Origin of the sequence: Pseudomonas asplenii (genome assembly GCF_900105475.1) — a bacterium.
Lineage (GTDB): Bacteria > Pseudomonadota > Gammaproteobacteria > Pseudomonadales > Pseudomonadaceae > Aquipseudomonas > Aquipseudomonas asplenii.
Genome location: NZ_LT629777.1, coordinates 2,078,441 through 2,091,526, shown reverse-complemented (window position 1 = coordinate 2,091,526; position 13,086 = coordinate 2,078,441). Strand labels below are relative to the sequence as shown.

The window sequence follows — 13,086 nt, the reverse complement described above, 5'->3', positions numbered from 1 at the left end:
CATGAAATTTCCCTCTCCACTGGTGCTTTTCACCCTGTGCACCGTCATGGCCGCCCCGCTCCTGGCTGCCGAAGAACAACCCGAACTGACCGGCTGTGCAGCCAAGCGCCAGGCGATCGGCAACCAGCTTGAAATCGCCAAGACCCAAGGCAACAGCGAACAACAGGCCGGCCTGGAAAAAGCCCTGGATGAAGTCACCACCCATTGCACCGATGCTTCGCTGAAAAAGGAGCGGGAAAACAAGGTGCTCGACGCCAGGCACGAAGTCAGCCGCCGCCAGTCCGATCTCGACAAGGCAATGAAAAAGGGCGACCCGGACAAGATCAACAAGCGCAAGGACAAGCTGGCCGAGTCGCGCAAGGTGTTGCAGGAAGCGCTGGACGAGTTGGACAAGTAACGCAGCGTCTACTCAGTGATCGCGAAACTCCTTGTGGCAGGCATCGCAGGCATCCTCGACCCGCTCTACCGCCGGCCTGAGCAGACTGGCCTGGTAGGGCTGAACCTTGCTGGCAATCACCAGCTCGCCGGTGGCGCCCTCCAGCGAACGGGCCAGTTCCTGGAAGCGCGCCTGTTTTTGCCAGACATCAGCCTTCGCGCTGGTATGCTCCGTTTCCTTGACCTGTGGGAAGTGTTTCCACGGCTCATGGGACAAGCTGTCCAGTTTGATTGCGCCCTCGGCAAAACGCGGGCCGTCGAAAGGAATCCGGCCGCGCAACATGCCGCCCAGATCCTCGCTGGTCTTGAGCATCTGCTTGAAAATGGCCTTGCGCTGGCCCAATGGCGAATTCGGATCGATACCGCCACAGGCGGCGAGGCTCAGGCCGGCCAGCAATACAACGAATATTTTCTTGATAGTCATGATGGCATCAGGTCACGGGAAACGGCGGCCAGTATCCTCGCCTGAAGATCAAAGACCAATAGGCCAGGCCGCCAATACCCACAATAAATGAATGGATTACCTGAACAAAGACTGAACAGGTAGTCGCTCAAGGAATACGCTTGTTCATGAAAAACACTTACAAACGCCTTGGCTGGAGCCTGCTCGCCCTGGCACTGCTAGCCGGCTGTAACGGCAAGGACAACCAGCCCCATGTGGCGGTGACCACCTATGTAAAGGCTGACTGGAAAGCGCTGCCGAGCGTTTCCGATGCCGACCTGCAGGCCGGCTTTGCCTCGTGGCGCAGTGCCTGCACCCGTTTGAAGAACGACGCTACCTGGGCGAACACCTGCGCCGCCGCGAGCAATGTGCCCACGGAGCCAGCAGCCATTCGCGCCTTCCTCCAGCAGAACCTCGAGGTCTACGGACTGCGCTCGGCGCAAAACAGTGCAGACGGCTTGATCACCGGCTATTACGAGCCGGTCTACCCCGGCAGCCTGACCCGCACGGACAAGGCCACGGTGCCGGTCTACGGCGTACCAGACGATCTGATCATCGTCCAACTGGAAAGCATCTACCCCGAACTCAAGGGCAAACGCCTGCGCGGACGCCTGGAAGGCCGCGTCGTCAAACCCTATGACGATGCCGCACTGATCGCCACCCAGGGCGTCAAGGCGCCGGTGCTGGCCTGGCTGACCGACCCTATGGACCTGCAGTTCCTGCAGATCCAGGGCTCGGGTCGAATTCGCCTGGATGACGGTCGACAACTGCGGATCGGTTACGCGGACCAGAACGGCTACCCCTACCGCGCCATTGGCCGCTGGCTGGTGGAACAGGGCGAGCTGAAAAAGGAAGACGTCACCATGGGCACCATCAGCGCCTGGGCCAAGGCGCATCCGACGCGCATCCCGCAGTTGCTGGGCAGCAACCCGAGTTACGTGTTCTTCGCCCGCAACCCGGACAGCAACGAAGGTCCGCGCGGCTCGCTGAACGTGCCGCTGACCGCCGGCTATAGCGTCGCGGTGGACCGCAAGGTCATTCCACTGGGCAGCCTGCTGTGGCTGTCGACGACCCGCCCGGACGGCACGCCGCTGGTGCGGCCGGTGGCTGCGCAGGATACCGGCGGGGCCATCGCCGGCGAAGTGCGTGCCGATCTGTTCTGGGGTACCGGTGATGCCGCCGGGCAACTGGCCGGGGACATGAAACAGAAGGGCAATATCTGGATGCTGTGGCCCAAGGGCATGGCGTTGCCCCAGGTGCCGGATATCGGTAGCTGATTGCGGCGCAAGCCGTCATGGCCTATTCGCGGGCAAGCCCGACTCCTACAGGTTCACCCCCCCTGCAGGAGCCGGGCTTGCCCGCGAAAAAGCCTTCGCCAGACCTCAGATGGATACGAAGAAGAAACTCAGAATCAACCCCATCCCCACCAACCACACCACCGAGCGCAACACCGCCCAGTCAGCCAGGTAGCAGATGATGTACAGCAGCCGACTGGTGACGAACAGCACCGCCAGCACATTGATTGTCACCAGCGAGGCGTGTCCCGCCAGATGCGCAATGATCACCGCCGCCGCGAAGGCCGGCGTCACTTCGAAACTGTTCAATTGCGCCGAATGCGCGCGTTTGGCAAAACCGTCGAGGGTTTCCAGAAACGCCCGCGGATCGTGGTTTTGCCGGGGCCCGTACTTGCCGCCACTGAACTTGGCAATGCCAGTGCACAGGTACGGCAGGATGATCGCGATCAATACACACCAGAATGCTGGAGTCATGACAAGGTCCTTGTTATTAGCGTTTCATGATGAACAGGCCGACCAGCAACGCAAGCACGCTGGTTTCGCGCACAACCACGGCTCGCCCCCTTGAGCCAGCCGCAGCGACCACAACACTAGCGCATAACACCCCCTCCGGGGGCACATTGTACAAATAGGTTCACAACGTGGCGATCAACACGCCTCCACGAATGCAACACACACGCACAGAGACCAATCGGTCACTTTCGAGACGACGCCCCCGACTCCGACCCTGAGCTTTCGCTGCGAATCTGCGCATGACTGATCAGGGCGAAGATAAAGCTGCCGCCAATGATATTGCCGGCCAGCGTAGGGCCGGCGAAGTGTAACCAGAACTCGTGCCAGGACAATTCCCCGGCGAACACCAGATACGAAACCTCGGCCGAGCCAACCACGATATGGGTGAAATCCCCTAGCGCCATGAGGTAGGTGATCAGGACGATGATCCACATTTTCGCGCTTTCCATGGACGGAATCATCCAGACCATGGTGGCGATCATCCAGCCGGAAACGATGCCCTTGGCGAACATCTGTGGCGGTTCATTCTCCATGACCTTGCGGCCGATCTCCAGGAAAGCCAGGTCGGTCTTGGCGTCGAAGATCGGCAGATGCAGCATCACATAGGCCACCAGCAACGTGCCGCAGAGGTTGCCTGCCAGCACCACGCCCCACAACCGCAGCAAACGGCCAAGGTTGAACAGGGTCGGCTGGCTCATCAACGGCAGCACCGCCGTCAGGGTGTTTTCCGTGAACAACTGCTGACGCCCGAGGATCACCGCAAGAAAGCCTGCGCAATACCCGAAGCTGGCGATCACCTTGAACGCTTCGCCTTCCGGCAACCGGGAGTTGAGCAAGCCCATTGCCATCAGCGACAGGCCCATGGTCAGGCCGGCAGCCAGCGCTGACCAGGCGAGCGCGGCCACGCTGCGTTCCAGTTCCTGATCGCCCTGCAGGCGGATGATTTCATGCAACACCGCCGCCCGTGGCGGCTGGTTGCGCTCGACGTCCTGCCGCTCTTCGGGCGACAGATCGGGAGTCTTGCCGTCTTTTTGCGTATCCATCGAAGCCTGCCCCAAGGTGTGCCTGCAAATGGGACACCAGGGGCTGGCAGCTGTTCACTGGCTGGAGGCGGTCTCGTCGTCCTTGAACTGATCCTTCACGTACTTGATTTCGGTCCGGCCATGGGGCGCCGGCAGGCCGTCTTCGCCGAGGTTGACGAAGACCATCTTTTCCACGGTCAGGATGCTCTTGCGGGTGATCTTGTTACGCACCTCGCAGGTCAGGGTGATCGAGGTACGGCCGAATTCGGTGGCGGTGATGCCCAGCTCGATGATGTCGCCCTGGCGCGAGGCGCTGACGAAGTTGATCTCGGAAATGTATTTGGTCACTACCCGCTGGTTGCCCAGCTGGACGATGGCGTAGATCGCCGCTTCCTCGTCGATCCAGCGCAGCAGGCTGCCGCCGAACAGGGTGCCGTTGGGGTTGAGGTCTTCGGGTTTGACCCATTTGCGGGTGTGGAAATTCATGCGCGCTCCTGACCGTCTTGCCATTGATGCCGGCTATCATGGCAGACCGTACGGTCAAGCTCTATGAGCACTCGACTATGGTCGTCATGAGCATTCTTCATCGAACCGACGGAAACCCTTGGGAAGTGCGCAGCAGGCCGCTATAATCAGCGCCGATCAAAACGGTCATCTTCAGCTGATACCGTTTTCCCGCCACCCGTCCGAGGGGCGCTGCAGCAGGTCCGACCTGTCAGGCTCGGATGGGGCGTTCTCCGGTCGTGATACGCGTCCGGATACTAAACGCACAACGGCGCCCATTCGCACATTACGAATGGAGGCTCTCTATGAGCGCTGTCAACACGCCTGCAGATTTCACTGACTACAAAGTCGCCGACATGTCCCTGGCTGCCTGGGGCCGTCGCGAAATCATCATCGCCGAATCGGAAATGCCAGCCCTGATGGGTCTGCGTCGCAAGTATCTGGCCGAGCAACCGCTCAAGGGCGCCAAGATCCTGGGCTGCATCCACATGACCATCCAGACCGCCGTGCTGATCGAAACCCTGGTTGCCCTGGGTGCCGAAGTACGCTGGTCGTCCTGCAACATCTTCTCGACCCAGGACCAGGCCGCTGCCGCCATCGCCGCTGCCGGTATCCCGGTTTTCGCCTGGAAAGGTGAAACCGAGCAGGAATACGAGTGGTGCCTGGAGCAGACCATCCTCAAGGATGGCGCACCGTGGGATACCAACATGATCCTCGACGACGGCGGCGACCTGACCGAACTGCTGCACAAGAAATATGCAGCCGTACTGGAAAAAGTCCACGGCGTCACCGAAGAAACCACCACCGGCGTACATCGCCTGCTGGACATGCTGGCCAAGGGCGAGCTGAAGATCCCGGCGATCAACGTCAACGACTCGGTCACCAAGAGCAAGAACGACAACAAGTACGGCTGCCGTCACAGCCTGAACGATGCCATCAAGCGTGGCACCGACCACCTGCTGTCGGGCAAGCAGGCCCTGGTGATCGGCTATGGTGACGTGGGCAAGGGTTCGGCCCAGTCCCTGCGTCAGGAAGGCATGATCGTCAAGGTCACCGAAGTCGACCCGATCTGCGCCATGCAAGCCTGCATGGACGGCTTCGAAGTGGTTTCGCCGTTCATCGACGGGATCAACAACGGCACCGAAGCCAGCATCGACAAGGCCCTGCTGGGCAAGATCGACCTGATCGTCACCACCACCGGTAACGTCAACGTCTGCGATGCCAACATGCTCAAGGCCCTGAAGAAGCGTGCCGTGGTCTGCAACATCGGTCACTTCGACAACGAAATCGACACCGCTTTCATGCGCAAGAACTGGGCATGGGAAGAAGTGAAGCCACAGGTACACAAGATCCACCGTACCGGCCATGGCGATTTCGACCCACAGAACGACGACTACCTGATCCTGCTGGCCGAAGGCCGTCTGGTGAACCTGGGCAACGCCACGGGTCACCCAAGCCGTATCATGGACGGTTCGTTCGCCAACCAGGTACTGGCGCAGATCTTCCTGTTCGGCCAGAAATACGCCGACCTGTCGCCAGCCCAGAAAGCCGAGCGCCTGACCGTTGAAGTACTGCCGAAGAAACTCGACGAAGAAGTGGCCCTGGAAATGGTCCGCGGCTTCGGCGGCGTGGTGACCCAACTGACCAAGACCCAGGCCGACTACATCGGCGTGGGCGTCGAAGGTCCGTTCAAGCCGCACGCCTACCGCTACTGATTGGTCTGGCTGCCTGCTCTCCCGGCGAGAGCAGGCTTTTGTGGGAGCGGCGGTGCGGCGCCCCGACTTGCCTGCGATAGCAACGCCTCGATATGGCTGAAAAGCCGTGGGGCCTGCATCGCGGACCTGTCGGAGAGCCCCACCGCCGCTTGCACATCGGTATTCTGAGCTTCCATAGGTATTACCATGTCCCAAGATCGTCGCTACAGCTTCGAGTTCTTCCCGACCAAGACCGATGCTGGGCATGAAAAACTGCTTGCCACTGCCCGCCAGTTGGCCAGCCACAACCCCGACTTCTTCTCCTGCACCTATGGCGCCGGTGGTTCGACCCGCGACCGCACGCTCAACACCGTGCTGCAGCTCGAGAATGAAGTGAAGATTCCGTCTGCGCCGCACCTGTCCTGCGTGGGCGACAGCAAGGACGACCTGCGCGGCCTGCTGACCCAGTACAAGGACGCCGGCATCAAGCGCATCGTCGCCCTGCGCGGCGACCTGCCATCCGGCATGGGCATGGCCAGCGGCGAACTGCGCCACGCCAATGATCTGGTCAGCTTCATCCGTGAAGAGACCGGCAGTCATTTCCACATCGAAGTCGCCGCCTATCCGGAAATGCATCCGCAGGCACGCAACTTCGAGGACGACATCCAGCATTTCGTGCGCAAGGCCAACGCCGGTGCCGACAGTGCGATCACCCAGTACTTCTTCAACGCCGACAGCTATTTCTACTTCGTCGATCGCGTACGGGCACTGGGGGTGAACATCCCGATCGTGCCGGGCATCATGCCGATCACCAACTACAGCAAGCTGGCGCGCTTCTCCGACGCCTGCGGTGCAGAAATCCCACGCTGGATCCGCAAACAGCTGGAAGCCTACGGTGATGACAGCCAGAGCATCCAGGCATTCGGCGAGCAGGTCGTCACCGAGATGTCCGAACGCCTGCTGCAAGGCGGCGCTCCAGGGCTGCATTTCTACACCCTGAACCTGGCCGAACCGAGCCTGGCGGTTTGGAACAACCTCAAGCTGCCACGTTGACTGCAGTAAGGGCAGCTCAGTGAAAAGATCCTCGCACAAGCCCGGGCCTTTTTAATAAGCTCTTCTAGTGGCAATACCCTGACCCAGAGCCCTCACAAGGCTCTGGCTATTTGCTACCGCCCCATCGTACCCTCTGACAATGCCCGTCATTGTCCAGATTCTGACCACCCTCCTCCTCACCTGCCTGAGCCTGACGGTTCGGGGTGAGCGGCTGCACATCGTCACCGACCCATGGGCACCCTATGCCTATGAGGAGAGCGGCCAGGCCAGAGGGCTCGACTACGAAACCACAGCGATTGTCTTCCAGCGCCTGGGAATAGACGTGGAGTGGCAGTTCATGCCCTGGAAACGTTGCCTGGCGATGATCGAACAAGGCCAGGCGGACGGTGTCCTGGATATCTTTCACAACAGCCAGCGCGATGACAGTCTGCTGTATCCCGACGAAGCCCTTTCCGAAGTGGAGTTCGTACTGTTTTACGCCAAGGCGCACCCCCACCCCTTCAACAGCCTGGACGACCTTCGGGGGCTGACCGTGGGCGTCACCCCCGGCTACCAGTACAGCCCGCAATTCAACGAGTCGCGCCTGTTCAAGCGCGAACCGGCACCCAGCCAGGAGTCCAACTTCGGCAAACTGGCATTGGGGCGCGTCGACCTGGTGATCACCGACCGCCGGGTCGGCCACTACACCCTGCACGCCTTGAACCTGCAGGAGCAGATCGCGCAATACCCCACCGTGATCAGCCGCAACAGGCAGTACCTGGCCTTGCGCCGCAACGCCGGGATGGATCTGCTGATGCAGCGTTTCAACGCCGAACTCAAGCGTTTCAAGCGTGAACCGGCCTACACCGAACTCCTTGCCCGCTATACCGGCACGTACAGCGCCAAGAAAGCCCGGTGAACCGTTGAGCAGCAGGAAAGCAGCACAGAACGATTGCTCTGTTATACTGCCCCTTCCCGCCAGGCTTACGCCCGGACGCTCGACCTTGCATCAGGTATTCCGACACAGTGACCTGCGCCGCCAAAGAGCCAGCGCGCGCTGTGCGTAGAGCCTCAAGATCCAGCATTACCGGACGGGATTGCGTCCTCCAGGACTGGATGAAAAAACGCCGCACATACTACCGGCCACGTTCGTTCAGCGCCCAGACGCCATTCGCGCCAGGCAAGATTCCCATCGGGCTTTGCCCTAACTGAACAGGATTACTCATGTCCTTTGCTTCCCTCGGTCTCTCCGAGGCTTTGGTCGGCGCCATCGAGGCTGCCGGCTACACCGAGCCTACTCCGGTGCAACAGCGGGCCATTCCCGCCGTGTTGCAAGGCCGCGACCTGATGGTCGCCGCACAGACAGGTACTGGTAAAACCGGCGGCTTCGCCCTCCCGATTCTGGAGCGGCTGTTCCCCAATGGTCACCCGGACAAATCCCAGCGCCACGGCCCGCGCCAACCTCGCGTGCTGGTCCTGACCCCAACCCGCGAACTCGCCGCCCAGGTCCATGAAAGCTTCAAGCTCTATGCCCGCGACCTGAAGTTCGTCAGCGCCTGCATCTTCGGCGGTGTCGGCATGAACCCGCAGGTGCAGGCCATGGCCCGTGGCGTCGACGTGCTCGTCGCCTGCCCGGGCCGCCTGCTGGACCTGGCCGGACAAGGCAGCGTCGACCTGTCCCACGTGGAAATCCTCGTGTTGGACGAAGCCGACCGCATGCTCGACATGGGCTTCGTCCATGACGTGAAAAAGGTTCTCGCACGACTGCCGGCCAAACGGCAGAACCTGCTGTTCTCGGCAACCTTCTCCAAGGACATCACCGACCTCGCCGGCAAGTTGCTGCACAACCCGGAACGCATCGAAGTGACGCCGCCGAACACCACGGTCGAGCGCATCGAGCAACGCGTGTTCCGCCTGGCCGCCAGCCACAAACGGGCATTGCTGGCCCACCTGATCACCACGGGTGCCTGGGAACAGGTGCTGGTGTTCACCCGTACCAAGCACGGCGCCAACCGTCTGGCCGAGTACCTGGACAAGCATGGCCTGAGCGCTGCGGCGATTCACGGTAACAAGAGCCAGAACGCCCGCACCAAGGCCCTGGCCGACTTCAAGGCTGGCGAAATACGCATCCTGGTCGCCACCGATATCGCGGCCCGTGGCCTGGATATCGACCAGCTGCCACACGTGGTCAACTTCGAGCTGCCGAACGTCGATGAAGACTACGTCCACCGTATCGGTCGTACCGGCCGCGCCGGGCGCTCGGGCGAGGCGATTTCCCTGGTTGCCCCGGACGAAGAGAAGCTGCTTAAAAGCATCGAGCGCATGACCCGGCAGAAGATCGCCGATGGCGACCTGGTGGGCTTTGACGCCAGTGCCGTGGAAGCCGAAAAACCGGAAGTGCGCGAGCGTCCGGAAGGCCGCAATCCGCGCAATGCCCGCGCCCCTCGGGGTGAGTCGGACAAAGGCGGCGGCAGTGGTCGCAAGGACAAGGGTAAGGACAAGGGCGGCAAGGAAAAGGAAAAATCGGCGAGCAGCGGTCGTGGCGAACGTCCAGCCCGCGAGCAGAAACCCCGTGACCCACAACCACGCCAAGTGCCACGCCCGGCCCCGGACCGTGATCCGGAAGAGTTCCTGGATGATGATGTGGACAACTTCGGCAATCGCGTCGACTACGTGCCGCCGGCAGCGCCGAAAAACCAGGGCCGTGGTCGCCGTCCAGGCACCGCCGCACCGGGCGCCCCACGTAGCAGCGCCAGTGGTGCGGCCCAAGGTCGCCAGAATAGCCAGCGCAGCAATAATGGCACGGGCGCCAGCACTGGGTCCGGAGCAGGCGCTGGCACGCCGAAACGCAATGGCCGCAACGGCGCATCGCGCGACGGCCAGCCACGCCGCGATGATTCGCGCAGCCGCCGCCCGGCACGGGACGAGCAATCGGCCCGTCAGGAACCGGCCGTGAAAAGCCCGCGTGAAAACCAGCCGAAGATCATGCACAAGGAGCCAAAGATCGATCGCTCCCTGACGCCTGAGCAACTGGATCAGTTGCCGAACCGCCCACGTGGCGAAAAACCGGCGTTGCTGACCCGCAATCGCTGAGTTTTCCACGGCAATGAAAACGCCCCCGGTTCTCACGAACCGGGGGCGTTTTGTTATGCAGACAAGCTTGAAGTATTACTTGGCCTGTACGCCTTCGAACGAAATATCCAGGTCCAGGGTCTGGGAGGATGGACCTGGGCCTTTGATACCGAAATCGTTCAGGTTGAGGGTGGTGGTGCCGTTGAAGCCGGCACGGTAGCCGCCCCATGGATCCTTGCCTTCACCGTTGAAGGTTGCCTTGAAGGTCACCGGCTTGGTCACGCCGTGCAGGGTCAGGTCACCGGTCACGTCAGCAGTTTTCGCGCCAGTGGACTTGACGGCGGTGGAGACGAACTTGGCTTCCGGATACTTGGCGACGTCCAGGAAGTCTTTGCTGGCGATGTGCTTGTCACGCTCGGCGTGGTTGGAGAACAGGCTGGCGGTTTTCAGCTCGACTTCGATCTTGCTGGCTTCAGGCGCCTTGGCGTCGAAGCTGAACTTGCCGCTCCAGTCCTTGAAAGTACCGTGAACGAAGCTGTAGCCCAGGTGGCTGATTTTCCAATCGATGAAAGCGTGCTGGCCTTCCTTGTCGATCACGTAGTCAGCGGCCATCGCCTGACCGGCAGTGAACAGTGCGGTACCGATTGCCAGAGCGGCGAGAGTCTTTTTCAACATACTTCTATTCCTTTTGAGTCGAGGTTGAACATCAGGCTTTGCGACCCAGCATGCGGGTCAGCGTCGCATCACGATCGATAAAATGGTGTTTCAGAGCGGCCAGGCCGTGCAGGACGGCAAAAACCACTACCGTCCAGGCCAGGTACAGGTGAACCGTGCCCGCGACATCCGCCTGATCGGGGATGCTGGAAATCCAGGCCGGCACGTCGAACAGATTGAACACCGGAATCCCGACACCTTCTGCGGTGGAAATCAGGTACCCAGAGAACATCAGGGCAAACAGCCCCAGATAGAGGAGCGCATGACCGAACTTCGCCCCCAGGCGAGTCAACCGGCCATGATTGGACGGTGCTGGCGGCGGCGGACTGACGAAACGCCAGAGCACCCGTACAACCATCACCGCGAACAGGGTCAAGCCGATACTTTTATGCAGGTCCGGAGCAGCCTTGCGATATTCGCTGTAATAATCGAGACCGACCATCCACAGGCCCAGCGCAAAAAGACTGAAGACCACCAGCGCCACGCCCCAATGCAGGAACATGCTGACAGCACCGTAGCGAGAGGATGAATTACGTAGCTGCATGGTCGAAGAGATCCTGTAAGTACTGCGCCCAAGACTAATGATTTACCTATCGAATTAAAGCGAAAAATTTCGCTTTGAAATATCGAGAAATACGATCATAAGTCTGGGACAAGCGAGTTAAGAAAATATTAAGGTAGCCGCTTATCTGGGACAGGCTGGCGAACGAGTTTATCCAGGGTATCTGTAAATAATCCTTGGCGCGGCTGCAAGCCACGTCGGCCGGGCTTTTCGCCCATTCCATGGATGTCTGGATAGCCGGCACGGGTTGTCGCTTCGTCCGGCATTGCATAGGCTTGCGCGATTGTTGGCCGGCGCCTGTCGCAAGCGGCCCGTGGGAGATTGGAAATGAGCCTGAACAACCAGTGGATGCAACGCGACCTCGCGGTGCTGTGGCATCCCTGCACCCAGATGAAAGATCACGAGCAACTGCCGATGATTCCCATCAAGCGCGGCGACGGCGTGTGGCTGGAGGATTTCGACGGCAAGCGCTACCTCGATGCCGTCAGCTCCTGGTGGGTCAATGTGTTCGGCCACTGCAATCCCCGCATCAGCCAGCGGATCAAGGATCAGGTCGACCAGCTGGAACACGTGATCCTCGCCGGTTTTAGCCATCAGCCGGTGATCGAGCTGTCCGAACGCCTGGTGAAGATGACACCCGAGGGACTGACCCGCTGCTTCTATGCCGACAACGGTTCGTCGTGCATCGAGGTCGCGTTGAAAATGAGCTTTCACTACTGGCTCAACCGTGGCCAACCGCAGAAGAAACGCTACATCACCCTGACCAACAGCTACCACGGCGAAACCGTGGCGGCGATGTCGGTCGGCGACGTGCCGCTGTTCACCGAAACCTACAAGGCGCTGCTGCTGGACACCATCAAGGTGCCAAGCCCGGATTGCTACCTGCGGCCGCAGGGCATGAGCTGGGAAGAGCATTCGCGCACGATGTTCCAGGTCATGGAGCAGACCCTGGCCGACAACCACCAGAGCGTCGCCGCGGTCATCGTCGAGCCGCTGATCCAGGGCGCTGGCGGCATGCGCATGTACCATCCGGTCTACCTCAAGCTGCTACGCGAGGCCTGCGACCGTTATGGCGTGCACCTGATCCACGACGAAATCGCCGTGGGCTTTGGCCGGACCGGCACGATGTTCGCCTGCGAGCAGGCCGGTATCCGCCCGGATTTCCTCTGCCTGTCCAAGGCCCTCACCGGCGGCTACCTGCCCCTGGCGGCCTGCCTGACTACCGAGGATGTCTACAGCGCCTTCTACGATGACTACCCGACCCTGCGGGCGTTCCTACATTCCCACAGCTACACCGGCAATCCGCTGGCCTGCGCGGCGGCACTGGCGACCCTGGACATCTTCGAGCAGGACAACGTCATCGAGAACAACCGCGCCTTGGCCCAGCGGATGGCCAGTTCCACCGCGCACCTGGTGGATCACCCGCATGTGGCCGAAGTGCGCCAGACCGGCATGGCCCTGGCGATCGAGATGGTCCGGGACAAGGCCGACAAAACCGCCTACCCGTGGCAGGAGCGGCGTGGCCTCAAGGTGTTCCAGCATGCCCTGGAGCGTGGCGCCCTATTGCGGCCGCTGGGCAACGTGGTGTATTTCCTGCCGCCCTACGTGATCACCCCGGAGCAGATCGATTTCCTCGCCGAGGTGGCCAGCGAAGGGATCGACATCGCCACCCGCAGCGCGGTCAGCGTGGCCGTGCCGAAGAACTTCCACCCGGACTTCCGTGATCCGGGCTAGGGTGCAGGCCCATGACGCCGCACCGCCGCGAATGGGTCCGGCCCGGCAACACATCATTTCGATATTC

13 protein-coding genes and 1 riboswitch are annotated in these 13,086 nt (G+C 61.0%); of the genes, 7 read left to right on the top strand and 6 right to left on the bottom strand.

Translation table 11 applies throughout. From position 1 onward, the window contains the following. Position 1 precedes the first annotated feature (1 nt). The gene (locus tag BLU37_RS09510) at positions 2-397 is read left to right on the top strand and encodes a DUF1090 domain-containing protein (protein WP_010444850.1); all 396 of its coding nucleotides are present in this window, start codon (positions 2-4) and stop codon (positions 395-397) included. A gap of 12 nt (positions 398-409) precedes the next feature. On the opposite strand, the gene BLU37_RS09505 is transcribed toward BLU37_RS09510, so the two are convergent. Beyond that, positions 410-859, bottom strand: coding sequence for a c-type cytochrome (locus tag BLU37_RS09505; protein WP_019362671.1), 450 nt, complete (start codon positions 857-859; stop codon positions 410-412). Positions 860-1,005: 146 nt separating this feature from the next. Between BLU37_RS09505 and mltA the strand changes: the two genes are divergently transcribed. Then, on the top strand, positions 1,006-2,154 hold the full coding sequence (mltA, locus tag BLU37_RS09500) for a murein transglycosylase A (protein WP_090204324.1): 1,149 nt from the start codon (positions 1,006-1,008) through the stop codon (positions 2,152-2,154). 105 nt (positions 2,155-2,259) lie between these two features. Here mltA and BLU37_RS09495 read toward each other — a convergent pair whose 3' ends face one another. From BLU37_RS09495 to BLU37_RS09485, 3 genes are all read right to left on the bottom strand, one after another. After that, entirely contained in the window at positions 2,260-2,646 is a 387-nt protein-coding gene (locus tag BLU37_RS09495) for an MAPEG family protein (protein WP_010444853.1), read from the bottom strand. Between the two features lie 221 nt (positions 2,647-2,867). Beyond that, complete coding sequence (locus tag BLU37_RS09490; RefSeq protein ID WP_090204320.1) at positions 2,868-3,728, bottom strand: formate/nitrite transporter family protein; 861 nt, start codon at positions 3,726-3,728, stop codon at positions 2,868-2,870. Positions 3,729-3,782: 54 nt separating this feature from the next. Beyond that, positions 3,783-4,193 carry an acyl-CoA thioesterase gene (locus tag BLU37_RS09485; RefSeq protein WP_010444856.1) on the bottom strand — a complete coding sequence of 137 codons (411 nt, stop codon included), beginning with the start codon at positions 4,191-4,193 and terminating at the stop codon, positions 3,783-3,785. A 196-nt stretch (positions 4,194-4,389) separates the two neighbouring features. Further along, positions 4,390-4,495: riboswitch (S-adenosyl-L-homocysteine riboswitch) on the top strand. Positions 4,496-4,516: 21 nt separating this feature from the next. Between BLU37_RS09485 and ahcY the strand changes: the two genes are divergently transcribed. The 4 genes from ahcY to BLU37_RS09460 all read left to right on the top strand — a co-directional run bounded on the left by ahcY (position 4,517) and on the right by BLU37_RS09460 (position 10,030). Further along, on the top strand, positions 4,517-5,926 hold the full coding sequence (ahcY, locus tag BLU37_RS09480) for an adenosylhomocysteinase (protein WP_090204318.1): 1,410 nt from the start codon (positions 4,517-4,519) through the stop codon (positions 5,924-5,926). A 186-nt stretch (positions 5,927-6,112) separates the two neighbouring features. After that, positions 6,113-6,958, top strand: coding sequence for a methylenetetrahydrofolate reductase [NAD(P)H] (gene metF / locus BLU37_RS09470; RefSeq protein WP_010444862.1), 846 nt, complete (start codon positions 6,113-6,115; stop codon positions 6,956-6,958). A gap of 139 nt (positions 6,959-7,097) precedes the next feature. After that, complete coding sequence (locus BLU37_RS09465; RefSeq protein ID WP_090204312.1) at positions 7,098-7,856, top strand: substrate-binding periplasmic protein; 759 nt, start codon at positions 7,098-7,100, stop codon at positions 7,854-7,856. Positions 7,857-8,161: 305 nt separating this feature from the next. Further along, positions 8,162-10,030 carry a DEAD/DEAH box helicase gene (locus BLU37_RS09460; protein WP_090204309.1) on the top strand — a complete coding sequence of 623 codons (1,869 nt, stop codon included), beginning with the start codon at positions 8,162-8,164 and terminating at the stop codon, positions 10,028-10,030. 75 nt (positions 10,031-10,105) lie between these two features. Here the strand turns inward: BLU37_RS09460 and BLU37_RS09455 are convergent, their stop codons facing one another. Together BLU37_RS09455 and BLU37_RS09450 are read right to left on the bottom strand one after the other, a co-directional pair. Beyond that, complete coding sequence (locus BLU37_RS09455) at positions 10,106-10,684, bottom strand: YceI family protein (RefSeq protein ID WP_090204306.1); 579 nt, start codon at positions 10,682-10,684, stop codon at positions 10,106-10,108. 31 nt (positions 10,685-10,715) lie between these two features. Continuing rightward, positions 10,716-11,267: a cytochrome b gene (locus tag BLU37_RS09450; RefSeq protein WP_090204303.1), complete on the bottom strand. Its 552-nt coding sequence runs from the start codon at positions 11,265-11,267 to the stop codon at positions 10,716-10,718. Positions 11,268-11,612: 345 nt separating this feature from the next. On the opposite strand from BLU37_RS09450, the gene BLU37_RS09445 reads away from it, so the two are divergent. Next, positions 11,613-13,019 (top strand): adenosylmethionine--8-amino-7-oxononanoate transaminase, encoded by a 1,407-nt coding sequence (locus BLU37_RS09445; RefSeq protein ID WP_010444874.1) that lies wholly within the window; start codon positions 11,613-11,615, stop codon positions 13,017-13,019. Positions 13,020-13,086 lie beyond the last annotated feature (67 nt).